Origin of the sequence: Bacillus sp. SORGH_AS_0510 (genome assembly GCF_030818775.1) — a bacterium.
Lineage (GTDB): Bacteria > Bacillota > Bacilli > Bacillales > Cytobacillaceae > Neobacillus.
This window is the reverse complement of record NZ_JAUTAU010000001.1, coordinates 1900462-1925534: the sequence shown is the minus strand read 5'-3', so window position 1 is coordinate 1925534 and position 25073 is coordinate 1900462. Positions and strand designations below refer to the sequence as shown.

32 protein-coding genes and 1 riboswitch are annotated in these 25073 nt (G+C 36.7%); of the genes, 6 read left to right on the top strand and 26 right to left on the bottom strand.

Annotation, left to right across the window (positions count from 1 at the left end; all coding sequences use genetic code 11):
• Positions 1 to 5: 5 nt before the first annotated feature.
• Complete coding sequence (gene gcvT / locus QE429_RS09765) at positions 6 to 1109, bottom strand: glycine cleavage system aminomethyltransferase GcvT (protein ID WP_307286817.1); 1104 nt, start codon at positions 1107 to 1109, stop codon at positions 6 to 8.
• A 152-nt stretch (positions 1110 to 1261) separates the two neighbouring features.
• Positions 1262 to 1351: riboswitch (glycine riboswitch) on the bottom strand.
• Between the two features lie 156 nt (positions 1352 to 1507).
• Between gcvT and QE429_RS09760 the strand changes: the two genes are divergently transcribed.
• Entirely contained in the window at positions 1508 to 3196 is a 1689-nt protein-coding gene (locus QE429_RS09760; RefSeq protein WP_307286816.1) for a DEAD/DEAH box helicase, read from the top strand.
• Positions 3174 to 3965 carry a YqhG family protein gene (locus tag QE429_RS09755; protein WP_307286815.1) on the top strand — a complete coding sequence of 264 codons (792 nt, stop codon included), beginning with the start codon at positions 3174 to 3176 and terminating at the stop codon, positions 3963 to 3965. Before QE429_RS09760 ends, QE429_RS09755 begins: the two co-directional genes overlap by 23 nt.
• Positions 3966 to 3996: 31 nt before the next feature.
• On the opposite strand, the gene QE429_RS09750 is transcribed toward QE429_RS09755, so the two are convergent.
• From QE429_RS09750 to comGA, 8 genes are all read right to left on the bottom strand, one after another.
• Positions 3997 to 4185, bottom strand: coding sequence for a YqzE family protein (locus QE429_RS09750; protein ID WP_307286814.1), 189 nt, complete (start codon positions 4183 to 4185; stop codon positions 3997 to 3999).
• Positions 4186 to 4266: 81 nt separating this feature from the next.
• A complete protein-coding gene (gene comGG, locus QE429_RS09745) occupies positions 4267 to 4650 on the bottom strand; it encodes a competence type IV pilus minor pilin ComGG (RefSeq protein WP_307286813.1) in 384 nt (127 codons plus the stop codon).
• Entirely contained in the window at positions 4647 to 5123 is a 477-nt protein-coding gene (comGF, locus tag QE429_RS09740; RefSeq protein ID WP_307286812.1) for a competence type IV pilus minor pilin ComGF, read from the bottom strand. Before comGF ends, comGG begins: the two co-directional genes overlap by 4 nt.
• Entirely contained in the window at positions 5071 to 5409 is a 339-nt protein-coding gene (locus tag QE429_RS09735) for a hypothetical protein (protein WP_307286811.1), read from the bottom strand. Before QE429_RS09735 ends, comGF begins: the two co-directional genes overlap by 53 nt.
• Positions 5393 to 5833 carry a competence type IV pilus minor pilin ComGD gene (gene comGD / locus QE429_RS09730; protein ID WP_307286810.1) on the bottom strand — a complete coding sequence of 147 codons (441 nt, stop codon included), beginning with the start codon at positions 5831 to 5833 and terminating at the stop codon, positions 5393 to 5395. The genes QE429_RS09735 and comGD overlap by 17 nt, the downstream gene beginning before the upstream one ends.
• Complete coding sequence (comGC, locus tag QE429_RS09725; RefSeq protein ID WP_307286809.1) at positions 5833 to 6144, bottom strand: competence type IV pilus major pilin ComGC; 312 nt, start codon at positions 6142 to 6144, stop codon at positions 5833 to 5835. Before comGC ends, comGD begins: the two co-directional genes overlap by 1 nt.
• 18 nt (positions 6145 to 6162) lie before the next feature.
• On the bottom strand, positions 6163 to 7194 hold the full coding sequence (comGB, locus tag QE429_RS09720; protein WP_307286808.1) for a competence type IV pilus assembly protein ComGB: 1032 nt from the start codon (positions 7192 to 7194) through the stop codon (positions 6163 to 6165).
• Positions 7181 to 8266: a competence type IV pilus ATPase ComGA gene (gene comGA, locus QE429_RS09715; protein WP_307286807.1), complete on the bottom strand. Its 1086-nt coding sequence runs from the start codon at positions 8264 to 8266 to the stop codon at positions 7181 to 7183. The genes comGB and comGA overlap by 14 nt, the downstream gene beginning before the upstream one ends.
• A gap of 214 nt (positions 8267 to 8480) precedes the next feature.
• On the opposite strand from comGA, the gene QE429_RS09710 reads away from it, so the two are divergent.
• Together QE429_RS09710 and QE429_RS09705 are read left to right on the top strand one after the other, a co-directional pair.
• A complete protein-coding gene (locus QE429_RS09710; protein WP_307286806.1) occupies positions 8481 to 9179 on the top strand; it encodes a helix-turn-helix transcriptional regulator in 699 nt (232 codons plus the stop codon).
• 83 nt (positions 9180 to 9262) lie between these two features.
• Complete coding sequence (locus tag QE429_RS09705; protein ID WP_307286805.1) at positions 9263 to 9505, top strand: DUF2626 domain-containing protein; 243 nt, start codon at positions 9263 to 9265, stop codon at positions 9503 to 9505.
• 33 nt (positions 9506 to 9538) lie between these two features.
• Here QE429_RS09705 and QE429_RS09700 read toward each other — a convergent pair whose 3' ends face one another.
• Together QE429_RS09700 and QE429_RS09695 are read right to left on the bottom strand one after the other, a co-directional pair.
• On the bottom strand, positions 9539 to 10627 hold the full coding sequence (locus QE429_RS09700; RefSeq protein WP_307286804.1) for a class I SAM-dependent methyltransferase: 1089 nt from the start codon (positions 10625 to 10627) through the stop codon (positions 9539 to 9541).
• 159 nt (positions 10628 to 10786) lie between these two features.
• Positions 10787 to 11422, bottom strand: coding sequence for an MBL fold metallo-hydrolase (locus tag QE429_RS09695; RefSeq protein WP_307286803.1), 636 nt, complete (start codon positions 11420 to 11422; stop codon positions 10787 to 10789).
• Between the two features lie 209 nt (positions 11423 to 11631).
• Between QE429_RS09695 and QE429_RS09690 the strand changes: the two genes are divergently transcribed.
• Entirely contained in the window at positions 11632 to 11808 is a 177-nt protein-coding gene (locus QE429_RS09690) for a DUF2759 domain-containing protein (protein WP_307286802.1), read from the top strand.
• Positions 11809 to 11854: 46 nt separating this feature from the next.
• Here the strand turns inward: QE429_RS09690 and QE429_RS09685 are convergent, their stop codons facing one another.
• The 6 genes from QE429_RS09685 to QE429_RS09660 all read right to left on the bottom strand — a co-directional run bounded on the left by QE429_RS09685 (position 11855) and on the right by QE429_RS09660 (position 16024).
• Positions 11855 to 12172, bottom strand: a complete 318-nt coding sequence (locus QE429_RS09685) for an MTH1187 family thiamine-binding protein (protein WP_307286801.1) — start codon at positions 12170 to 12172, stop codon at positions 11855 to 11857.
• Positions 12173 to 12256: 84 nt separating this feature from the next.
• On the bottom strand, positions 12257 to 12577 hold the full coding sequence (locus QE429_RS09680) for a YqgU-like beta propeller domain-containing protein (RefSeq protein WP_307286800.1): 321 nt from the start codon (positions 12575 to 12577) through the stop codon (positions 12257 to 12259).
• Between the two features lie 37 nt (positions 12578 to 12614).
• The gene (locus tag QE429_RS09675) at positions 12615 to 13391 is read right to left on the bottom strand and encodes a YqgU-like beta propeller domain-containing protein (protein WP_307286799.1); all 777 of its coding nucleotides are present in this window, start codon (positions 13389 to 13391) and stop codon (positions 12615 to 12617) included.
• A gap of 135 nt (positions 13392 to 13526) precedes the next feature.
• Positions 13527 to 14714, bottom strand: a complete 1188-nt coding sequence (locus QE429_RS09670) for a M14 family metallopeptidase (protein ID WP_307286798.1) — start codon at positions 14712 to 14714, stop codon at positions 13527 to 13529.
• 115 nt (positions 14715 to 14829) lie between these two features.
• Positions 14830 to 15804 carry an ROK family glucokinase gene (locus QE429_RS09665; protein WP_307286797.1) on the bottom strand — a complete coding sequence of 325 codons (975 nt, stop codon included), beginning with the start codon at positions 15802 to 15804 and terminating at the stop codon, positions 14830 to 14832.
• Positions 15805 to 15820: 16 nt separating this feature from the next.
• Positions 15821 to 16024: a YqgQ family protein gene (locus QE429_RS09660; RefSeq protein WP_307286796.1), complete on the bottom strand. Its 204-nt coding sequence runs from the start codon at positions 16022 to 16024 to the stop codon at positions 15821 to 15823.
• A gap of 221 nt (positions 16025 to 16245) precedes the next feature.
• On the opposite strand from QE429_RS09660, the gene QE429_RS09655 reads away from it, so the two are divergent.
• Positions 16246 to 17100 (top strand): hypothetical protein, encoded by an 855-nt coding sequence (locus tag QE429_RS09655; protein WP_307286795.1) that lies wholly within the window; start codon positions 16246 to 16248, stop codon positions 17098 to 17100.
• Here QE429_RS09655 and QE429_RS09650 read toward each other — a convergent pair.
• The 9 genes from QE429_RS09650 to QE429_RS09610 form a co-directional block, all read right to left on the bottom strand.
• Positions 17072 to 18622, bottom strand: coding sequence for a rhomboid family protein (locus QE429_RS09650; RefSeq protein ID WP_307286794.1), 1551 nt, complete (start codon positions 18620 to 18622; stop codon positions 17072 to 17074). The two genes, QE429_RS09655 and QE429_RS09650, sit on opposite strands and share 29 nt — an antisense overlap.
• A 376-nt stretch (positions 18623 to 18998) precedes the next feature.
• Complete coding sequence (locus tag QE429_RS09645) at positions 18999 to 19193, bottom strand: hypothetical protein (protein WP_307286793.1); 195 nt, start codon at positions 19191 to 19193, stop codon at positions 18999 to 19001.
• A 102-nt stretch (positions 19194 to 19295) separates the two neighbouring features.
• Positions 19296 to 20249: an L-lactate dehydrogenase gene (locus QE429_RS09640; protein ID WP_307286792.1), complete on the bottom strand. Its 954-nt coding sequence runs from the start codon at positions 20247 to 20249 to the stop codon at positions 19296 to 19298.
• 167 nt (positions 20250 to 20416) lie between these two features.
• The gene (locus tag QE429_RS09635; protein WP_307286791.1) at positions 20417 to 21205 is read right to left on the bottom strand and encodes a DUF92 domain-containing protein; all 789 of its coding nucleotides are present in this window, start codon (positions 21203 to 21205) and stop codon (positions 20417 to 20419) included.
• Complete coding sequence (locus tag QE429_RS09630) at positions 21202 to 21768, bottom strand: 5-formyltetrahydrofolate cyclo-ligase (RefSeq protein ID WP_307286790.1); 567 nt, start codon at positions 21766 to 21768, stop codon at positions 21202 to 21204. The genes QE429_RS09635 and QE429_RS09630 overlap by 4 nt, the downstream gene beginning before the upstream one ends.
• A gap of 138 nt (positions 21769 to 21906) precedes the next feature.
• Positions 21907 to 22056 (bottom strand): 50S ribosomal protein L33, encoded by a 150-nt coding sequence (gene rpmG, locus QE429_RS09625; RefSeq protein WP_015594975.1) that lies wholly within the window; start codon positions 22054 to 22056, stop codon positions 21907 to 21909.
• Between the two features lie 104 nt (positions 22057 to 22160).
• Entirely contained in the window at positions 22161 to 22778 is a 618-nt protein-coding gene (locus QE429_RS09620; protein ID WP_307286789.1) for a hypothetical protein, read from the bottom strand.
• Between the two features lie 9 nt (positions 22779 to 22787).
• On the bottom strand, positions 22788 to 24050 hold the full coding sequence (locus tag QE429_RS09615) for a glycosyltransferase family 4 protein (RefSeq protein ID WP_307286788.1): 1263 nt from the start codon (positions 24048 to 24050) through the stop codon (positions 22788 to 22790).
• On the bottom strand, positions 24043 to 24723 hold the full coding sequence (locus QE429_RS09610) for a DUF4912 domain-containing protein (RefSeq protein WP_307286787.1): 681 nt from the start codon (positions 24721 to 24723) through the stop codon (positions 24043 to 24045). The genes QE429_RS09615 and QE429_RS09610 overlap by 8 nt, the downstream gene beginning before the upstream one ends.
• Between the last annotated feature and the right edge of the window lie 350 nt (positions 24724 to 25073).

Here is a 25073-nt window from a genome sequence, read left to right as displayed (position 1 = left end):
TTCTGTTATTTCTTTTCTCTTTTATAAAAAGGTGTTGGAACAACTGTAGCTTTTAAGCGTTTACCTCGAATCTCTACTTCTACTTCAGTATCTAATCCAGTAAATTCAGACGAAATAAGGGCAAGACCGATATTTCTTTTCAATGTAGGTGATTGTGTACCCGTTGTTACTTCTCCAATAAGCACATCCCCTTTATAAACAGGATAGCCATGACGCGGGATCCCACGATCAATCATTTCAATCCCCACAATTTTTCTAGAGAGCCCTGCCTCTTTTTGTTGTATTAAAGCTTCTCTCCCAATAAAATCTGCTTCTTTGTTAAGTTTAACAGCAAAGCCAATTCCAGCTTCAAGTGGAGAGATTTCAGGTGAAAGTTCCTGTCCATATAGAGCTAAAACAGACTCAAAACGAAGTGTATCACGCGCTCCTAAACCACAAGGAAGAACTCCTTCTTCTTTTCCTGCCTCTAATATGGCTTTCCAAATTTGTTCGGCATCAGCAGAATTACAGTACACTTCGAAACCGTCTTCACCTGTATATCCAGTTCTTGATACAAGAGCTTTTTTACCGTCTATGCTAACTTCTTGCTGGAATTTAAAAAAGCCAATTTCACGTAAATCTGTTTCCGTAAGCTTTTGCAGCACTTGTTCACCAAGAGGACCCTGAAGTGCAAGTTGAGCTGTTGTTTCAGACAGATTTTCAATGCTTACATCACCTGATAAATGGTCTTCAAGCCAGTTGAAGTCCTTCTCAATATTAGAAGCATTAACAACAAGAAGATAGTGATTGTCCTCTATTTTATAGACAAGCAAATCATCGACAGTCCCGCCATTTTCGTAGCACATGGCTGTATACTGTGCACCACCGTTTTTAATTTTTGAGATATCATTTGTCATCATTTTTTGTAAGTAGCCTAGACTATCAGAGCCTTTTACTTCGATTTCACCCATGTGAGAAACATCAAACAACCCAGCACGACTGCGGACTGCTTCATGTTCTTCCTTAATGCTTGAGAATTGAACAGGCAGCTCCCATCCACCAAAATCGATGGTTTTCCCTCCGAATTCTTTATATACATTAAAAAGCGGAGTACGTTTTAATTCTGTCATCCTTAATCCCCCCTTCAATTTGAAAAACATAAAAAAGGACAGAAACCTCCCTTTAACATAAGAAGGTCTCTGTCCTTGCACCTGAAAGTTTACCGAATAAATGGCTTTCCCCTTTGGTGGCTACAGCATTAGCGCAGCACTCTCCAGAGTTGCGTCAAACAAGAGTTCTTTTGCCTGAGAGATTCACAGATTTCCGCTTGCTCCTTCGGCGCTACAAAGGTAGTCTCTCCCCTTGTTATCATTCGCAATTATAATATTTTCCTATTTGGTCATACTAATTATACTACTAAAGTAAATTACCTTATTAAAATATTTAAAACATTCAAAGCTATTTTCATCCTACCATTAAAACATTACATTGGGCAATAGTCTTTTTTATAAGAAAAGGAGCTGAAAAGATGTCTGTCAAAATTGAATTTGATTCCTCTTGGCAGGATGATTTCTTGCATAGAATTGAAAATGATGGACCCTGGGGTAATTGGGAACTATTTAAACTTGCGATAGGAGTTGAAAAGCATCTCGTCATTCCTGAATTTGAAGGCTTGCAGGCTCCGAAGCATTTGCCTAACTTAACACCGCTTCCTCACCAGCTTGAAACAGCCAAGCAAGTAATTGAGAACATGAATGGAAAAGCAATCCTTGCAGATGAAGTTGGTCTTGGAAAGACCATTGAGGCAGGTTTGATTTTAAAAGAATACATGATTCGTGGACTGGTGAAAAAAGTACTTATTCTTGTCCCAGCTTCATTAGTTACGCAATGGGCCATGGAATTAAACAGCAAGTTCTTCATCCCCGCAGTTGCACAGAGGAAAAGCTATGTATGGGAACAATGTGATGTAGTGGTCTCATCCATTGATACAGCAAAACGAAATCCTCATCGAGATATTATTGCAAAGCTGGATTATGACTTAATTATTATTGACGAAGCACACAAACTTAAAAATAATAAAACAAAAAACTACGAGTTTGTTCAAAATCTAAAAAAGAAATTTTGTTTATTGTTAACTGCAACCCCTATTCAAAATAGGATTGAGGAGATTTTTAACCTTGTTTCGCTTCTTAAGCCAGGACATTTAGGAAGTGAAACAGCTTTTTACGAAAAATACAAACGAGATGCACGTTCATTAAATGATGATGAGCACTTAAAGGAATTAGTCAATAAGGTAATGATCCGGAACCGCCGGGCAGATACTGGTATTGAATGGACAAAGAGACATGTAGAAACAATTCCAATTCAATTTTCCTCTCAGGAAAAAGATTTATATGAATCGATTACGAATCTAAAAAGTGAGGGGGATTGGCTGCAGACAAGTGCCTTCTCTGTTATGACACTGCAGCGCGAGGCATGCAGCAGCCGAGAAGCTGTTTTCTACACATTAAAAAACATGCTGCAAAAAAAGGAGGATAGAGGGCCTGCCTTTGAGGAACAAATTCACTACTTAATTAGTAAAGTGGAAGCTGTTCAGAAAAATTCCAAGGCCGAAAAAGCATTGGAATTAATACAGAAGGTAAATGATAAGGTCATTATCTTTACGGAATATCGTGCGACTCAAATGTATCTGCAGTGGTATTTAAAGCAACATGGCATTTCTTCCGTTCCATTTCGTGGAGGATTTAAACGTGGGAAAAAGGACTGGATGCGTGAGCTGTTCCAAAAACATGCACAAGTACTTATTGCTACAGAAGCTGGCGGTGAAGGGATAAACCTGCAATTTTGTAATCATATTATTAACTTTGATTTGCCATGGAACCCTATGAGGCTTGAACAGCGGATCGGACGGATTCATCGTTTAGGCCAAGAAAAGGACGTTATGATTTATAACTTTGCAATCAAAAATACAGTCGAGGAGCATATTTTAAAACTCCTTTATGAAAAAATAAACTTGTTCGAAAAGGTTATCGGAGAACTTGATGATATATTAACAAAATTAGAATTTGGCAATATCGAAGATCATCTTATCGATATATTTGGACAATCCGTTTCAGAGGGTGAAATGAGAATAAAAATGGAGAACTTATCATCCATGATTGAATTTGCACAAACCTTAAAGGAAGGGGATTCGCATGCAGCAGCAGGAAATTCATAATTTTCTTATCAGTTATTTTCAAGCCAATGACTGCCCCATCATAGAAAATCAAAAGGGCTATCTAACCGTTCAATTAACCATTGAGCTTGATAAAGAATTGATGAACCGCCCATTTTACTGGCATTACCTTGAAAAAACTGGCGGAATCCCTAACCCTATGCAGCTTACCTTTATCACCAATAAAGAATTAGCACCAGACCATATTAAGGGTGAGATTATTCATTTTGGTTCACCAAGGCTTCATCAAATTTTTCAGTCCACCAAAAATCTGGCTAGCTATATCCGGCTTTACGAAAATCATAACCATCATAATCACCAAACACCCTTATTACCATGGCTGTGTATGAATGTTAAGATATCCTATCAATGTGACCGTAAGCGAGATGTTTTTAAATCCATTGGTTTACAGCTTATTAATGGACAAATGATTGAAGATTTCCATGATCATTTACAGCAAATCCCGTTAACACCTAAAATACCAGATTACTCTTTTACATTATCACCGTTAGTAAAACCTAAAAGTGGATTTTTACGTATCGAGAATTATCTAAAATCATTGGTTGCTGAAGACGATCATTTATGGGCGGAGGAAGCGAGAAAGCGATGGGACCAAGATTTACGACTCCTCGAGCATTTTTATGAAGAAATAGAGGAAGAAAATGAAAACTATGAGACAGAAAAAAAAGCATTGCAGGAGCAATATGAGCCTAAAATAAATATTTCATTTATCAACGGTGGTCTATTTTACCTGACCGACAAGGCTATTTAAACAAAAAAAGAGGCTGACTATTGTAATAAAATCAGCCTCTCTTTCGTTTCTTAATCATTTGAAAATATAGGATGTACGGTAAAATTCCAAACCATCGATACCAAAAAGATGCTCGTCCTTCTTTTCTTTCTGAACGCAGTCTTTTCCTTTCATCTCTTGGTTGGTCCGCATATTTCACAATAGTTTGAGTCATGTATTTAACATAATCATTGGTCTTCATGGACAACCCTGCCTTTCTGCAGAAGGATACATCCCTTCTTCTCAGTAACAAGTATGTCCAGGAACACTTTTTTCAAACTACTTATTTTACTTCCATCCATTTTGTCAGTTTTTTCGTTACAAGATCAAAACTTCCACTTCCACTGACGGCTATACCTGAATTTAACACTAAATTAAAGGTCACTTTTTGGGTGTTACCTATAGGAAGCTCTGCTTGGTACACCATGGATCCATTACAATACATCCACGACCCTTTCAGTGGAAGTGCTACTCCGCTTTGATAAAGTGCCTCCACTTTTTTTACAGAGGAGAGAAAATAATATTCTTCCTGCTGAATAGAACTAGTTTCATGTGCAATTTTTCTTTCCATCAACAATTGGTCTACATGCATGGAAAAGAATAATAAAAAAACAATAAGTAAACATAGTGTCAGAGGATAAGTAAATCCTTTCTCGCTATTTTTCATGGACTGGTGTTCCAATCTACCAATGAATAAACGGTTACTGTGTACACTTTACCTAAAAGATCAACAACAGTAATTTTAACCGCATTGTTTTTTACTGTTAAAGTAAACTGTGAAACGTCCTGCAGTATAATTTCATTTCCAGTTGAATTTACACGCCTGCGTAAGTTGGTGCCGTATTTTTCAATTTGTACTATTTCATTTTCCTTTGTTAGGACGAGACGTCCAGAAAGGACCTGTGCACGTGTGGAAAAACGAACTTCTTTCTTTATTTGACTGCTAAAAACTTCCCATTCCATCGATTTTAATTTCTCTGAAATATCCTTTTGGTTTAAGGTAATTTGAAAAATCGGGATCATAAAGAAAATAATGATACTAAAAATTGAAAAAGCAAGTAACACTTCAATAAGCGTAAATGCTTTGTCATTCGAAAATCCCGCATTTTTCAATTTCATGAACGAAGGAATTTCTTTCAACTTTCACACACACCACCTTTCTGCCTGCCTCATAAGTGTCATGCCAAACAATTTGGTATATAACCCCATCTTGGCTAACCGAATAATTTTTAAAACTTTGCTGATCCATCAATCGTGCCTGTAATTCTTCGAACATATACTGCCGCGCATGATTTTCTATTTTTAATTGCTGTGACTGATCTCGAATCTGCACTAGCAGCGGCACTAGAAAAGTAAATAACATTAATAAAGCAGAAAGTGAAAGGAGTAGTTCTAGTAAGAAATATCCTTTACTGGTCTGTAACATAAAACCGTCCCTTTCCAATTAAAAAGGTGATGCGATAGGTTTTATTCCGATAATACACAATCAAACTTCCAAACTTATTAATATTTCCATCGGGAAGAAATTTAAACAAAATTGGCATTGTTCCTTCGGTAATCATAATATTATGCGTATAATTTCTTTCAATAATTGGAGTTTCACCAATACGGTATAAAACATAATATTTGTATTCTTTAGGTACAAATTGAACTAATACTTCATGCTGATGTGATAAGGCATACTGCTGCGCATAATAAAGGTCTCCTTTTAGTTGGGCGAAAAAACTATCTTTCTCTATAAAAGAGTGCTGCGGTTTTAGGGTGAATACTGTAATTGAGGAAATAATTATGAAAATGGATAGGACTAGCAGTGATTCGATCAACGTGAATCCCTTTTGATTCCCGTCCATCACTGTGAATCTACTGCGGTAACATCCCCACTCGAATCAATAGTTACCGTTTTTCCGTTTGGACAGCCTTTTGTATCTTTCTTTATATAATCTTCATCTATAAGATCTTGGAGTGATGGCACCTTGTTATGCTCCATTTCATAGGCTTGAACTTGGGCTTGTACCATTTTTATATATGCCTGACAGCCCTTGTTATTAATATTAGAATTATGTTTTGCCACGTTTGGAATTGTAATAATTAACAGGATAGAAATTACTAGCATAACAATCATCATTTCAATAAGTGTAAAACCTTTTTCATTTTTCAACATAAAAATAAACCTCCATTATTAAATGCCATCTAACAGATGGAACATGGGTAATAGGATTGCTAAATACATTGAAACAACTAGAAAGCCAATAAATAAATATAATATGGGCTGAATCGTCTTTAAGCTTTTTTCAATAATTTCTTCCATATTAGTAAGACAGTGTTTACTAAAGAAGAGTAACTCTTGTTCTAACTTCCCGTTTTCCTGTCCATGCTTGACTATCATAGAAAATTCCGTTTCAAAAAATAAAAAGGACGATAAAATGGTCTCCAATTTCTCTCCTGTTACGAGCTTCTCCTTAATCGTTTCAGCCAATTGACTATAAAAAGGCTGTCTTAGGTTCCTCTCAAATAAAAGCAATGCTTCCGACACAGATAATCCACCCGATAATAGAAAACTTAATTGAATGGAAAAGTAATGGGTGTACAGTAGTTTGAGGAGCTTCCCAACGATGGGAATGCTAATAAGCATCGACCTTTGCTTTAAAATGGAGTATTGGCGGAAAATGAGAAAATAATAAACACATCCTAGGAGCAATGCAAAAAGGAGACTACCGATAAAGATGGGGAAATAATAATCAAACACGTAAATCACTTTTGTAAAAAAATTCTCTTCAAGACCAAGTGAAGTGAAGAGTGTGGTAAATCTGGGGAGTAACGTGTTTTCTACAAAGATAAATAGAAATCCAGTAATGAAAATTAGTAACAATGGATACTGAAGCAATTTCAATAATTTGTGTAAATCCTTTTCCTTCATTAATGCAAGATTACTTCCTTCTAAGAGCGCATCAGCAAAGCTGCCATGCTGCTCAGCATAATAAACATAACCAATCAAATCCTTGTGAAAACCAAGATTGTCTAATGATTCATGAAATGGTAACCCTTTTTTTAATGCTACTAAACAATCATATAATTCCTCCTTTCGCTTTGTAGGTAATTGTAACCCTATAGATTCAATTGCTTCCGCAATTGGGTATCCCCTTGCTAACAATTCACCTGTTCTTCTTAAAAAGCTTGCTTGTTCATTGACTGACCATTTACGTGCTTTCATGTTCATACACCAATCGTTCGTATTCGGATTCTTGAATATACCCTAATGCAATTCCTTTGTTAATGACATCCCTAATAGTTCGGTATCTAGGATGCATCTCTTCACCCCTAGCAGCTTTCATAACGGAATGTAAATTCCTTCCTGACAAGAGTTCAAACACACTAGCCCTTTTCCACCTTCCATAGGAATAACAATTCGGAGAACATTCCCCTTCGCAAAATGGACAGGTAAGTTCCACAAGCCTTTGTGCAGTAACTGCAATCAGTGTTTGTTCAACCTCTAGCCAGTTCACACCAAATTCCCGAAGACGGTATACAGCACCTTTGGCATCTCTTGTGTGCATAGTCGACAGCACTAAGTGTCCTGTTAATGCAGCGCGTACAGCAATTTTTGCTGTTTCTGCATCCCGAATTTCCCCCACCATAATAATATCTGGATCGTGTCTTAAAATTGCTTTTAATCCAGCAGCATATGTTACTCCTGCTTTTTCATTGACTTGAACCTGCAGAACAGAGTCATAGTTTTTTTCAATGGGGTCTTCAAGTGTAATAACATTTCGGTGGAATAAATGGGCTGTTTCGTTTAATAAAGAATAGAGGGTCGTCGTTTTGCCTGATCCGGTTGGACCAGTAAAAATAATTAATCCATGTGCATGTTTAAGAAGGGCTAATAACTTTCTTGTCATAGAAGGGAATAAAGAGAGTTGATGGAAGGGAATCTGTTCTTGCTGTGGTAAAAGCCTAATTACAAGACTCTCTCTGTTATTAGAAGGGAGTGTGGAAAGCCTAAGGCCCATCAATTGTCCGTCTACCTCACAAAAGATAGCTCCGCTTTGGGGTCGTCTTCTTTCACCGATATCCATATTGGCTGTAAATTTAAAATGGGAGATTAATCTGTCACATTCTTCTTTTGGAAGGGATAATCGAGGAATGAGTTTGTTAGTCAAACGGATTTGAACGAGTGTGTCTTTTTTTCGCGGAATAATGTGAATATCAGTTGCCTGATTTCTAGCAGCATCTGTAATGATCCGATTAGCTAATAATTCAATGGAACTTACAATGAGAAACACCACCTTTTTAATTTCTTACTTCAAAACATTCGACAATGTTCTATCCTTTCCTTCTTTTATTTTAAACTTTTTTCAAAAAAAGTCTTCAATATACTAATATTGTTACAATATAAAGTCGGTAATTGTGAACATTTTCTAAACATATAGTGTTAACCATGTTAACCTCTGGCGGCTGTATTATAATGGAATAAATTATGGGGGTCCGAGGTGAACAGAGATGGAACAAACATTAAAGATTACAAACGTTTTGTCAGATCCAACACGATATTACATTTATCAATTCATTAATAAACGCCATCAAGAAGTAACTGTCCAGGAAGTAGCGGAACATTTTAATATCCATCCAAATGTAGCAAGACTGCACTTATCCAAGCTAGAAGATGTAAACATGTTAGTATCCGAAACAAAGAAAACTGGTAAAGGTGGCCGACCTAGCCGATTATATCGTCTTTCCGACGATGTCATCCAACTCCATTTCCCTTATCGCGATTACATGCTTTTATCCAAAGTGGCAATTCAAACGATGATTTCCTTAGGTGAAGCTGGTAAACAAGCCCTCTTTTTAACAGGAAAACGGTTCGGTACAGAAATTATTGAACAGGAATTAGCAAAAAGAGCCGTTGGCGAGGAATTAGAATTTGATCAAAAGCTAAACATATTAAAAAGTGCTGCTACATTGGCTGGATTCTATCCTGAATTCGAAGCAAATGGAGAAAAGACAAAAATTTATTTTCAAATTTTCAACTGCCCTTTCAAGGAAATAGCAGAAGAACATACTGAAACAGTATGCAGCATGCACCATGAATTTCTAAAAGGGATGTTCGGAGCATTGTTCAATTCTGTTGAATTAGTTGAAAAGGAAAATATGATTTCCGGTTGTGAAACTTGTTCATATCAGGCACTAGTTACAAACTAATTCGAAACCATTATTTACATTACACTGCCTTTTACTTTATAATATTGTAATGATGGTATCGTAGGGTAAAAGGAGGGATACATATGGATCGCATGTTCAGAGTTTGTGGTTTCTGGACCGGTATTTTTACCGTAATGTTTTATCTAGGTGATTTAGATAAAACTGCAATGCTATTTTTAGCTCAAACAGGATTCTTCATCCTGCTTAGCTATCTAAAACTTTCCGAGCGTATGTATATGTATGTGTTCGGAGCATATTTGACAATTTTCTTCGTCGGCTTTACATATTGGACAACGTTCATGATGCCGCTAGGCGGAGGACATTAAGAAGAGAAACGCCGGAATCCCCGGCGTTTTTTCTTACTCAAATAAATCATTTTCACTTAATTGTAGGGATTTTTGCTGAACAACAATGTGAAAATACGCACTCATCCCAGAAGGCATAATTAAACTTCGAATCGCACGATTGCGCTTGCTCACCTCTGAAAACGGATTAGGATCATAATGGTTTTCTAAGTCCTTAAGAATTCCTGCTTTTAATAAAAATTCATCCTGTCTTAACTTTGCTAAGAAATTCAGATCCTCTTGTTCTCCTTTTTGAATAAGGGAATCAAAATGAATGTGAGTAGTAATATCCATTTCCCCCGGATGCAATAACACATCATCTAGTAATTGATGTTTATAATATCCACGTAGACTCCCTTTGGCTCTTTGCGGCTCCTGCCATTCTTCCTTCGAATAACCATAATCAGCCGTCACAACTAGTCCCTTTGTTATGGTCATTGAGATTTTCTTTAACATCTCCGCCATTAACAAAGGAATTTCTATCCGTTGGTTTTCATTTAAGTGCAAATCGTTTTCTTCTATAAAATTTTGAATAGCATCATTGGTTAACGGGATTCTTTCTTCATATAACTTTTCATTTTGACAACCAATCATCACTTCATATAACTCTCCATTACTCTCTTCAATTACATGGACTGGAAATGCATCAAAAAGCTCATTCGAAAAGATCATCCCTTCAAAGGCTCTTAGTTCATCCAAACTTTCAACTTGAGTAATGGAAAAGTCTGATCCAAGCAGTTCTCTTTGTAATTTGCGATGGTAGGGACTGCTTTCCACGATGATATATTCAATGGATTTTTGAATCGACTCGCTCCATTCCTGTAAAAAAGCCTTGGCAAAACGACCATTACCAGCTCCGATTTCACAGAATATCGGTTCTAACTGATGCTGATCACAAATTTTAGAAAACCATTTAGCAATTAATCTGCCATAAATATCAGAAATATTACTTGTCGTAATGAAGTCTCCATTTTTCCCGATCTTTTGTTTTTCCCTCATATAGTATCCAAATTCAGGATGGTAGAGGACTTTTGAAATATAATCTGCATAGGTAATTAAATTCATGGGTGCAGTTGATATTAATTGTTGTAGATAACTATTCATAAGAACTCCTTTAGGTTAACACTATTGACATAGTGTTAAGTTTATTATATTGTTAGATTAGTAGCTTAACAATATCCCCTCCCGTAATATGAAAAGAACATCCCCCAGAAAAACCCTTCTCTAGAGAAGGGTTTTTCTTTATGTTCAACCGTCCCTTTTTTAGAAACCATTTAAGAAAGGATTGCTATCCATTTCTTCCATAATCGTTGTCACAGGACCGTGTCCAGATAATACATACGTATCCTCGGGTAGAGCGAGCAACTTGTTGTGTATACTACTTAAAAGCTGTGCTTGATTTCCACCTGGAAGGTCGGTTCTACCGATACTTCCTTGAAATAAGGCATCCCCCGATATGACGAACCCATCCTTTTCAAAAAAATAAGAAACACTTCCAGGTGAATGTCCAGGTGTGTGGAAAACAGCAAATTCAAACGCTCCTAATTTCATTTTTCCCTCGACTTTAATAATGTGGTCAGCAGGAGCTGCTTTAACTGGGGTAACTTGGATAAAAAACTGGGAACCATTTAATGAAGGATCGTCAAGCCATTGCTCCTCCTGTTTGTGTAAATAAACTGGAATATTATAAGCTTGTCTTACTTCATCTACTGCCCCTATATGGTCAAAATGTGCATGTGTTAGAAGAATCGCAATTGGTTTCAATTTTCTTTGGTTCAGCAAATGTATTAGTTTCTTTCCTTCCCCGCCTGGATCAAAGATTAAACATGATTTATCAGTGTTTTCAACAATATAACAGTTTGTTTGTAGATTCCCTAAAGGAAGCTGTTGCCATTTCATTTCCATTTCCTCCTATGCATTGCGATATCATTATTTTACACTATTTTGTAAGTAGAGAGAAAGCGTACGAAACATTGCTGTTTTAGCTCTCGACAAATGAAAGAAAAAAATATAAAATAGGAAACGAATGTATATAATATTGTTACATAATTTTTTTAAAAATGTGTTTGACACATTTCCTCATTATACCAAAAAGGGGGGGACTTTTCATGGGTCTAGTTATTATTTTTTCTATCGTAACCCTGCTTGCTGCTTATGGTGGATATAGCGCACTAAAGAATAAAAATTTCTTAGGTGCATTTTGGGGTATTGCATCTTTTCTAGTTTTTGGTTGGTTTGTTGTTATGACAGTTTTAGAACACGGTTACCCAACAGGAACTCACTAAAAACCATAAAAAAAGACTGTCCACTAGACAGTCTTTTTTTATGGTTTTATTCTTCATTTAAAAGGCTTGAAACCCGATCTACTTTATATTCCATAGTTCGCTTCACATCTCTGCGATCATCAATTCGAATCGTTGTAGCAACCCTCTGTATACCTTCAGAGAATGGAACCTCATGCATCGCTTGAATGACCTCAAAAAGAACGGCAAGCTCTCCTTCAATTATGGTATTCATGGGCGTCAGTTGGAATCGTATTTTCCCTTCCCCCTCATATTTCTTTAACACCTTTTGTACACTTGCTACATATTTACTGACACTTGGAGTCTCCGTACCTAATGGAATAACAGTCACATCTACTATGGCCATTTACAAGCACCTACCTTACTTTTTTTCATAACAACGTGATTTTACCATAATGGTCAATAAAACAAAAAGAATGACCACTACAAGTCATTCCTTTATCAACTCATACATTTTTTTAGTTTGTAAATCAATAAGTTTCTCATAAAGGTTGCCGTAAAGCAGGGCGTTGCCTGAAGGAGAAAAATTAATTGGCTCATTTTCCATATGGTCCATAAGCACGTTGCTTTTTTCCTTTTTAACATCATAAGAAACCAGATCAAATCCCCCTGTATAAGAGTCTACTTCACCTGAACCCACCGGTTGCAGCGTCATAAATTGTCCCTTTTTCTCAGCGTAATCATGAAATGGGACTAGCCAATCTGAAAACTTGGTTAGCTGTGGAATGGAAAAGGTATAAAGCTTTTTCATATCTTTATCAAAAAAAGAATAGTCAGCCTTAGATGAATCATCTTTTATGAACAGAAACTGTTACTAGCAAGTTACGAAAGGCAGCAAATTGAATGACTTCAGATAATACGATTTCTTCCTGCCCGGATTCTACATTTCTTATTTCAAGTGGTGCAAATAATGAAGGATTATTTTCATCCCAGTTTAAATAGGCAATTCTTTTTTCATCTACCCATTTATTAAAAGGCTGTGGTAAAGGGAGTTCGGCTGTTTTTTGGCTATTCGCATCAATTAACGAAAGCTGAAAGCCCCAATCCTCATCAAATTTTGTTACAAGAACCTGTGATTCATTATAAGGGTTCCATTCAAAGGCTAATTCATAAGAAGCAAATGATTGTTTCACTTGTTCAGACCCTTTTTGATCAATAATAGTTACAAGGCCTTCATAGGAAGAAGGGGAAGAATGGATTAAGATATATTTCTTAGACGGACTTATTTTCACCGTAACAATAGGAAATTCACTTTTATATATCAATTTACTTTTCCCTGTTAAAAGATTATAACTGTAAACGCTAGAGGTTTGCTCAAGATTGGTTATATAAAGAACCTCAGTATCAGAAAGCCAGCCACCAGTCATATAAAACTCACCTGTTGTAATTGGAATAGGTAGTTTCCATGCGACTCCCTTATGAGGATTTGTTTCTTTTGCTGTCTCATTTTTTTCATTTATTTTTTGCTTGGGCTGCTTATTATTCGCACAAGCAGCTAAAAGAAGGGTTAAGATTACTAATAGTAATTTGTAAAAAAAAATTTTCTTTTTATTCGGTTGATCCAATTTACCACATTACCCCCTCCCTTGTACTTCACATATGTTAGTACGTTTATTTTACAGAAATGTTTCAAGTTTTCCCAGTAATAAGACAAAATAGGAAAAAAGCCGTATAAACGGCTTTTAACTGAAAATGAAAAACTAAAAGGATAATGCGGCAAAAAATATCTCCTCGGCTGGCTTTAGGATTTTTTGAAATTGTGATAGTGGAAGGGGGTTAATTCCCTTTCCAAGTTCGATAGTAAAACCAGGTCGTTTAAACTCCTGAATAAACCAATCCTTGTAACCCGCGTGACTATTGACATAACGGATCGCTTGATAACCACTAACTCTTTCAAATTCAATTGCGATTTCTTCTGAAATAGGAGGTTCAAGTCCCTCGTATCCCCAATAAAACTCTTCTCCCTGTGTATGAAAAGCGATAACAAGGTCAAATGAATTGTTTTTTGCCAAATCAGCCATTGCAATGGCCTCAGGTTCTGTTAATGGGGAATCGCCGGGAAAATCCCTAGAAGCGGGTGATTTGGGTTCCTTATTTCGTTTACAAATGTCCCAATTAGCAGGGAACTGATTGTTTAAATCAATTCCTTTGATATTGGCTTTCCAATGGACAAACTCTTCGCTTCCTTCATTTATTGTTACTACTTCCTCCTTTACCTTTAAGGGAGGACCATTTAGTACAAGATCAACCCCATCTGGATTGACCATTGGGACGATAGACAACTCTATTTCTTCGTAAAATCGGCTTGCCTTCTCCCCTCTTATTAATTCTTCATTTGTTAATGAGTGAAGATATTTATTCACCAAGCTCATTAATACCATTGTGGTGATCCATTCATTGGCATGAAATGAGGCATTCATATGAACCTTTTTTTTACCTCTCCCGATTCTAATTTCATGAATGGAATTTCCCAAAATACTTTTACCAATTGTATTGACCGTAATAAATGGGTAAAGCTTTTTTAATGACTGAATGGTTTTTACAAGGCTTTTATAATGACAAGGTGTTTTCACCGAAGTATGGGCAGTGCCAATCCTCTCAGGTATATATATCAATTCATCCTTTTTCAAAAGCTGTGATTCTAAGGTGGGATTTAAAATTAGTATGGCATCCACATGCAGCCCCTTTGCTGAAGCTAGATCCCATAAACTATCCCCATCTTCTATGACATATGGTACTGAGATATATCCAGGTATTCTAACTTTACCTCGCACCTTCATATTAGTTGGACTTATATTAGGGTTGGAATCTTCCATGAGGTTGAGCGGCACTTTAAATAAATGACTGTAATAGGATAATGTATCCTCAGCCCGTATAGTTATTTCCATCCTTACCCCTCCTTCCATCATAAATAATTATGTTTGACTTCAGGAAGTAATGAATGAAAGAAATTAGCCAAAAGAAAAAACCTGCAAATTAGCAGGCTTCATATCATATCTTTCCTTATTTATTTATTTTATTCTTTATTAGCCAAGCTGCCCCAAGGACCCCAGCATCGTTTCCAAGCGTAGCTAAGGACAGGACTGTAGAATCTCTTACCGCTGAAAAAGCATACTTAGCAAAGTATTCTTTTACCTTGTCTAACAAGATACTTCCTGCTTTAGACACACCACCGCCAAGGACGATCATATTAGGATTCAGTGTGTTAGCAATATTTGCTGCAGCAAAACCTAAATGGAAGCAGACCACATCTAAAACTTGAAGAGCTAATGTATCGCCATTTTTAGCCGTATCGAATACGTCTTTAGCCGTAATCTTCCCATTGCTTCTAAGAATTTTATTCAGTTCACCAGTTGATTGGCCTTTAGTTAACTCTTCCATCGCTATTCGAACGATTCCTGTTGCTGATGCCACTGTTTCCAGACACCCAGTCTTACCGCAATTACATGGTGCGCCATCGTATGGAACAGCTGTTATATGGCCAATTTCTCCTGCTGCGCCGTTAACCCCCTGAACGATATTCCCATTTGCTATCACACCACCGCCAACGCCTGTCCCTAGCGTGATGCAAACAAGGTCCTTCGCTCCATTTCCTGCCCCTTTCCACATTTCACCCAAAGCCGCACAATTGGCATCATTCTCAATTGCTGCTGGCAGCATGGTTGACGATTCTAGACTTTCTTTTAAAGGATAGTTATCCTTCCAGCCTAAGTTCACCACATTCAATACAATTCCGTCTTCGTAGTCTACAGGGCCTGGTGCACCCATTCCTACTCCTATTAACTGCTCTTTTTTCTGCCCAAGTTCAGATAATTTCTCATTGATTGCTTTTGCTATATTAGAAGTAATATTTTGTCCTTCATTTGAATTATCAGTTGGTACTTCCCATTTTTCAACAATTTCACCATCCATCGTAATAAATGCGATTTTAGTGGTGGTTCCTCCTAAATCAACGCCTACAAACCATTTTTCTGACAATTTATATTCACCTGTCTTATTTAGATTTTTCTTTTTGTAATTGAATTTCGTGTCTTAAAATTAACAATGCTGTTTGATAGTCTCTTGGTTCAATGAACTGTGCTTGATAGAGTTCCTTCAATTCCGACTCCATAAGTTCAAGATCAGCTACTCTATCCCCAACATAAATAAATGTACCGAATTGTTTTAAGAATTGCTGAATTTCATAAATATTCTTCATCTTGATCCCCTTAAATTTATTATGGAGAGAACAATTAGTTTCACAACAAAAAGTATAACCCAAGGAAAATATCTCCTCAAGGCAATAATACACATATTATTTAAAATTCCTTCCCTATTGAAAACAAGTCCATATTAATTGGCATTTCTACCAGAAGATAGCCATATAACAGTAACAGGACAAACATAGTGCAATTATAATGATGGAAGGAAGAAAACAAGGTGAAAAAATTTTATTTCATGGTTGGACTTTTGATTTTAGGGATCACATTTATTATTTACTTCCAAATAAAGGAACCAAAAGCACAAGAAAGCATTACCTTTTTCCCTATTGCTCCAAATGTGACTTTTAAATCTGACGATACTTCACTTACTCCCGTCGACCCGAGAACTTTATTATGGAAGATTGATTCCACCCTTGACCGAAAAGCCTATTTACGACAGGATGCAGGCTTATTATTTTCAAATGGGAGGCTTATTGGAGAGCTCGGTGATTGGAAACAAAATACAGCAAGACTCTTACAGGAGAAACGCATACCATTAAAAGAGCCCTCATTTCTGCAAGCTGTTACCTTTCATCAAGGCGAGATCCACGAGAATGGAAATAAAATTACAAGTGCTCAAGCATTATCTAATGATTATCTATACTCCATAACCAGAGGGAATAACACCATGATCACATTCCGAAGCCTCCGGACAAAAGAACAGACTCAATGGAAACAAAAGCTAGATGAACAAACTGAACGCATGCTGCAGTATAGTTGGAATAAAGGAATTCGGCGCTACTCTATTCATTTAAATGATTATCAATCATTCCCTTTAACTCTCTTTAGTGAAAGGGCTAAGACCGGTATTCCTGGATTCTCAAAAAGAGATTCAGATCAAATAGTTGGTCAATTATGGGAAGGTCTATATAAAAATTACTTTCTAGGCATTAAAAAAACAGATGGTTCCACTGTAAACCCAATTGGAAGTACCCTTCCGCTGATATTATTAGCGAAAAATAAGTCTCATTTATTGGTTTTGACTGAAACCATAAATGGCGAGCCTATTCTCCTACGTCAGATGATTGAATAAGACGATTGATCTCTTGAACTAAGTCTGTATATTCTTTTTTATCCGGACTTAGTTCTGCTGCTATTTCTGCATATTTCTTTCCTTGGTTTAAATCATTTTCCTCTAAATATATGAGTGCAAGGTTATAATTCGCCTCAGGAAGGTCAGGTTCTAGTTGAAGAACCTTAATCAAATGATTTTTAGCCTCCGGTAACATGTTTTGCTTAATTTCCGTAAAAGATAACAAGAAGTAGATTTGAGGGGAAGGATTCTCTATACCCTTGAGAAGTTCATATGCCTTCTTGTAATTCTCCTGCTTAACATATTCTTGAGCTAATATAATATTGGAATGCTCATCTTTTGCTATTTTCGAGTCTTTAAACCCATAGAATAAAGAAAACAGGATGACCACAACGGTAATAAGTAAGAAAAAGCCTTGAAACAATGGAATTTTTTTCTTAGGAAAATGGACTATTCCAGCTGCCAGGAATCCCCCTATTAGCCCACCTATGTGTCCCGCGTTATCAATGCCACTTTTTGAAAAACCAAACAAAATGTTTACTGCAAAGATAGCAATAATAAAAGGCCCAAGAGTTCTTGCAAATAACTTTGGATAAATGATTCCAAAATAAAGTAAGGCGCCAAAGCACCCCGCTATAGCTCCACTTGCTCCTACTGAAACGTTATCTATAAATAAATAGCTAGCTATAAAACCCGTTATTCCCGAAAACAAATAAAGAAATAAAAAACGGGTGTTTCCATACATTCTTTCAACTGCAGTACCTAAAAAATATAATGATAGTGTGTTCATTGCTAAATGGGTAAATCCACTATGAAGAAAAATTGGAGTTAAGAAACGCCACCATTCACCATCGTAGATGTATGGATTAAATTTTGCCCCATACTTAATAAGCGTGGTCAAATTTGTGCTTCCACCATGTGTCTCTAGCCATAAAAAAACAGCAAGCTGAATTACCATAAATACATAGGTGAAAAATGGTTTACCACTTGTAAAAATAGCTCTCTCGGATTTTGCCTGTTTTATTGCAAACTCGAGTGCCGTTTTCTTTAAAATAGATGCATCCTCTTCAGAATATTGATCATCGATAGGAAAGGAAACGTCCTTGCTCACCCAATCAGAAAGAAGCAAAAAGCCTTCCTTATATTGATCGCTTGTTAACAATAGTGAAGTTACTTTAGTTTTCTTTCCATCTGGATATAAAAAGGGCTTTGCCAAGCGGTATTCGAATTCATCTACAGGCGGGAATTGACTTACATAAATGTTCAACAAATCAAGGTCTCCACGCCGCACCTGCCTACGTACTCTCTCGCCATTAGCTGCACAAAACTCAATGTCTTTTTGGATGGAGTTACTCCAATCAAAATCTTGGCGTAGTAATCGAATAATAGGCGCCTTCTTATTTTCTAATTTTTCTAACCAAATCTCTTTCTGATTATCAAATAATTGGACAATTCTATAGCCTTGTTCCGAAATAAAATAGAAAGCCAACCTCCAAAATACATAATCCTCTCTATAATTCAACTTCTCCCCTACTTTCTATATAGAATAAGCAACTGTTATTTTATTTTTATTCATATATCCTCATTTCATTATAAACGAAAGGTTTTAGCCGGCCTAACCAAACAAATGTACAAATATTTACAAAGAAAAGCGGAAGCGCCTTGGTCAGCCCCGGCAGGCAAATGTTCTTCGGCAAGAAAAGTCGCTCTTTGACTTTACTTGCCGAAGGTTATTTGACCCGAGCTATAACAATCATCGCTTTATCAAGCCATGATTGTTACACGTTACTCAAGGAAGAATAATCAGGATGAAAACTGGCTAGGCGCTGGAGCTGGACAATTCTCAAATTCGAATTTAATACATTCTTATCATCAAAAAAAAAGACCATCTGTGGCTTTCACCGTTCAGATGGTCCTCCAAATACCGACTGCATCATTTTATTTTTTACACCTGGAAAGCTCATAATGGAACCAACCGCTAATCGGCGGAGCCAACTAGAACCAAGCAAAACATTGACTAATCGATATCTGTAGCGGTAGGCAAAGTAGCCTATAGAGCCAATCATCAATATGGATGTTAACATACGAGACATTTTCATCCCTCCTAATGATATTTTGTGATGAATAAATGGTTCTTATCCAAGAAACCAATAAAAAAAGAGGCTCAACTCTTAGAGCAGCCTCTCATTTGTTTCTTATAGATTTTTTAAGACCGGTTCCATTGTTGACTTTAGGACGTTAATAGAGTGAGTGAACTTTTCTTTTTCATCACTATTTAGGTCTAGCTCGACGATTTCTCTAATACCATTTCGATTTACAACAGCAGGGACTCCGATATATATATCGTTTTGTCCATACTCCCCATCTAGATATGCAGATACCGTTAGAACAGAGTTCTCGTTTCGCAGAATAGCCTTTGTTAACCGCACTAAGCCCATAGCAATTCCATAGTAAGTTGCACCTTTTCGTTCAATAATATGGTAAGCAGCGTCACGAACATTTAAAAAGATTTGATTCAAATCATTCTGATTATACCCATCTTTGTTTTTTGTCCATTCAGAAATAGATGTTCCAGCAATATCAGCATGACTCCAAACAGGAAGCTCAGTATCGCCATGTTCACCAATTATATAAGCATGAACATTTCGGGTATCGACATCAAAATATTCACCAAGTAAGAATCGGAACCTAGCTGTATCGAGAATTGTACCAGAACCAATAACACGTTCTTTAGGAAGACCAGAGAATTTCCAAACAGCATAGGTTAAAATATCAACTGGATTGGTAGCTACTACAAAAATCCCGTCAAATCCGCTTGCCATAATCTGTTCAACAATACCTTTAAAGATTCTTGTATTCTTTTCAACTAGGTCAAGTCGTGTTTCACCAGGCTTTTGATTGGCACCTGCTGTAATAACAACAAGATCTGCCTGACCACAATCCTTGTAATCACCATACCAAATTTTTGTCCGAGAAGGTGCGAATGGAAGTCCATGATTTAAGTCCATTGCATCTCCTTCGGCTTTTTCTTTATTTAAGTCAATTAGTACAAGCTCTTCAGTGATTCCTTGATTTAATAAGGCAAATGCATAGCTAGAGCCTACAAATCCTGTACCGATTAAGGCTACTCTATTCACGCGATTTAACATGATCATTCCTCCAAATAGTAGTTTTAGGGTGCGTTTCATCATGTTCCAATTTAAATAATCTAACCACACTTTGATTGTACAACATTTCACAAACTTTCATTACAATAATTTTTTAATGTAACCGTTATCTATGTATCAATATTGTGTACGTACATTGCGTTAATAATTTACCTTGTTAATTGAACGACAACCATTGCTATAACGGCTGCTACGACTCCTGAAAGGAAATTCACCATATCATTATCTACTATTGTAGAACCCTTTATTCTAATTGTTTGTTTGTTGCAATGTTCTTTTTTCTCGGTTTCTAATCCACATTCTATGCATTTATTTACCTGCTGATAAAAAGCTCCTACTAGGGTATCAATGACATTCCCTAAATAGCCACATAAAAAAATAAGAAGAACTAAAACGAAACTCAATTGAAATAACCAATAACTAAAGATTGCTATGAGAAGCGAGCCAGCAAGTGCCGCTGTGCTTCCCAACAGGCTAACTGCACCTGAAGTGCCCTTTTCGATTCGCTTAAAAGTTCGTATGTAAATGGGCTGCTTACGACTTAGGCTGCCAATTTCGGATGCCCATGTGTCTGAATTTGCGCTGGCCAAACAAACAACAAACCCGATTAAATAGATAATATCTTCATGGAAATAATATATAACACTAAAAAATGCTGCAGCCCCTCCATTGGCAAATACTTGCCGCCAATCCCTTGTCGCACCTTTGGCTAACTTCTCTTCAATTACTCTTTTAGCAGCACTTTTGTATTTGGACCATAGACTTGAAGATGTAAAAAAGACACCCAGAAGGATTAGTCCTCTTATTCCAAATCCAAGATAAACTGTTAACCCAGTAATAATCGCTGCAATCGCGCCTGTCACAGTCAAGGATTTAAAAATATACCCCGCTAACCCTGTTATTAAAACACCTATAAAAACAACGAACCCTTCGTTCATATGATATGTATAACCTCATGATTTGTAATAATTTTAGAAACGGGTAGATCGTGCCTTTCCATATCAAATTGTTCAACGATTTGATTATTAAAGGCAAGTGATAGCGTCTTCCCATAATAGTTGGTCAAAAACCGATCGTAATATCCCCCGCCAAAGCCCACACGGTATCCTTCTCTTGTATAGGCAAGCCCCGGTACAATTAATAAGTCAATCTCATTTGCTTCAACCTTATCTGTTCGTTCTTCTATTGGTTCAAGTAGACCATAAAACACAGACTCCAGCTGAGAGAATTCCTTCAATGTTCTGAACACAAGCTTTTTTTCTTCGGGGTAACACTTAGGTACAACCACTTGTTTTCCTAGTTCCCAGGCCTTACGGATAATCTGATATGTATCTACTTCAGGCCGCTTCGAGATCGTAATGCCAATGATCTTTGCAACCTTCCAATCATCGTCTTCAAACAACTGGTTGGCAATCTTATAGGAATAGTCTTCATAAAGGGGGATTGTTAGTTCGGAGAGAGAAACTTTAATTCTTTTTCGTAATGATTGTTTATCATGCATCTCTTTGAACCTCCTTACATTATTTCTGGCTTTCTTAAAATTGCCTGTTGCTTTCCTCTCCAGGCTGTATAATTCAACACTGTTCTTTAACATAACCTAATTTTATGCAACAAAAAAAGCAGCAGGAAGCCCTACTGCTTATTTTGTTTCACGGTGTGCTGTTGTACGCTTTTCTCTTGGGCAATATTTCTTAAGCTCAAGACGGTCTGGGTTGTTACGTTTATTTTTTGTTGAAATATAGTTACGGTCTCCACACTCAGTGCAAGCTAACGTAATATTTACACGCATGTTTATTTCCCTCCAAACGATTAAGCTAGTTCGTTCATACGACTTTTCTATAATATCATTTTTCAAAAGGAAATGCTAGTCTGTTTTTTAAAAGAAAAACAACATTAGATGTTACCTATTTTTTTAATAAGAACTTCTTCCATTCCAATTAACTCATTTTTACTGGAACCTGTTATTGTCCAGGTATGCATTCTTGCTGTTTCATGGGGTTGTAGAAGCATTTTCATGGTAAAAATACTTGCAGCAGGACCTTTCGCCATAGGCTGGTACTTTAACGTTCCTTTGAGAAGTGAACTCCAAATTTGATCCGTATACGTATTCCAAAGAGGCATAGCTGTATATTCTTTCAATTCCAGGCCTTTAAAATGGCCATTTACCAGATATACATGTTTATTGGCATGATGAAAGATTCGATTATCCATCGGTGAAACAAATGTTAAATAATCCTTCCCTACATTCGAGAAATGGTGCATAGCCAGCACTTTTACTTCTTTCACATTATTGCTGTGATTACTAACAAAAATATGAGTTACACGAATTTTTGAATGCACTTGAATGTGTTTAACTTTGATAGTGAGTTCTTCATCATAAATGACCTTTTCTGTACAATTTTGCAGCCAATGGTACTTCCCATTAACCCAAAGCCCTGGAATAAATAGAAGTGTCTCAAAGGATTGGGTGCCGCTAGAAGTCTTATTTTGGTCTTCAATTAAATTCATCATTTTTACACCTTATTTACGAATTATTTTCTGTTCTTCCTTCTCATTCTTCCCCACACGAACATTCAACAACAAATCTTCCATTACTCTGTTTGTTTCTGATGCAATTCGTTTCCAACTGTATAAACTCAATACAATTTGTCTTCCCTTTTCACCTATTTCTTGTGCCTTCTTAGGATTCTTTATTAGAAAATCAATTTGTTCTAAAAGACGCCGGGCATCTCCTGGGGCTGTTAGTATACCTGTTTGGAGATGTTTTACTATCCCTTTCATACCCCCAGTATTTGAAACGATCGTTGGTTTCCCGAATCCCATTGTTTCCAAGGCAACAATACCAAAAGGCTCGTACAGGCTTGGAATAACGGCCAAGACACTTTCTTGTATTAAAGAATTCCTTTGCTCATCAGAAATGTAGCCAATAAATTTAATATGTGACTCTAGTTTCTTAGCAGATATTTGCTGGCGATAGGTTTCTAACATAGGTCCTTTTCCGGCAACAACAAACAAATAGTCCAGTCCATCCACTTTACTAATCTCTGCTGCTTTTATAAGGGTTTCAAAACCCTTTTCTTTTACAATTCTTCCTAGAGAAAATATATATTTTTTATTGTGAAATTCAGGAAATGTCACCCTAGCGGGGGGTGCTGGTCTAACAGGTTCTACCCCATTTGGAATAACTGAAATCTGAGCTTCATTTGCTTTAAAAATAGACAGTAAATCATCTTTCATATAGTCACTACAAACAATAATATGATTTGATTTTGCAATTAATTGCTGCTCCTTCTCATGAACAAACTGTTGCATTTGATTATGTATGCCATTATTCCTTCCATGTTCTGTAGCATGAATGGTAGTTACTAATGGTATACTTAATGTTTCATTTAAAGTAATGGCAGCTGCCCCTACGAGCCAATCATGCGCATGAATGAAATCAAAAGGAATTTCTTCTGCCAATCTCTCAGCCTTAAAGGCCATGGCTAGATTTAAACCGGCAATCCAATTAAAAAATTGCTCGTCCCGGTTATTAATGGGCTGCACACGATGGACATGTACTCCGTTCATGTTTTCATATGCTGAGAGTTTATCCATACCCGCGGTTAATACATGAACTTCATGGCCTAACATTGCTAACTCCATAGATAAACCGGCCACATGTCGTGAGAGCCCCCCCACAATATTAGGTGGATACTCCCAGCAAAGCATTAGTATTTTTAAATTCCACCGTTCCACTGGATTACAATTAATGCCACCTTGTTGAGAAAATGTCTTATTCATTTTCTTCCTCCAAGTTAATAGGATTTTCCATATAATAACTATAGGTACTTACATGTTCTGTCCATTTTGGCGGCATCTCTTCATATTCTTGGACTTTCAAGATTGCTTCTGAATTCCCCTCAAAACCATTGGTTACTTGTAAGGTAGGGGTTTGAACACAATTGGACCGAAGTAGAGGGAAAAATTCAGTCTCTGAAAAGTAAATTCCTAACTCCGCCAAATAACTTCGATTAGGTATTAATCCTTTTATCACCCAATGTCCACTTTGATAGGATGCAGGTATTTCATAAAAATGATGTGCATTTTTACCGTTAAAAATAACATTTGTCACGTCAAATATCCTGATAACCGCTGCATAATCCTTAAGATTCTTATTGAAATAATGCCCAATAATTTTGTTTGGTAATTCGGAAACTTCCCAGAAAAGAATAATTTTTCGAGGAGAAACGAGATTTGCCTTTAACTCACCCTTATGAGGAATTTGCTCGGGAGTTGTTTGGCTATTCGGGGAAGATTTTCCCGTGGTCGCTGGATCTATAGCTTTTGATTCATTTAAGTCGTCCATCCATTTATTCCATCTATATTGAACCTTTCCAACAGTGGTATTTAGTTCAGCAGCAATTTTTCGAAACGATAGCCCGTCCCCTCGTAATTTAATAATTTGTTCGATCATTTTTTTCCTCCATTTCTGCAAACAATCATTATATGCACGTAAGTTCAAATTATTCATAATAATAACGATAATTTAATGGTAACATCAGTTTGTAAGGCACACAATGAACGCAATTTGTCGTATCTTGTTTCCTTTTCGACAAACTTTATTCAAATACAAAAAAGATGAAGCTCTCAGCTTAACGGGTTCCGTTTCCTATCGCAAAATTTGAAAATGCAACCGAAAATGTTACCGATTTTGTCTACTGTTTTGTATCTGTTTTTGTAATAAAAAGACGGCTCAGTCACTATACTGAGCCGTTTCTTATGTTCATTTTCAATATCTACTTCAACTAACGCACCGTTTGTTAT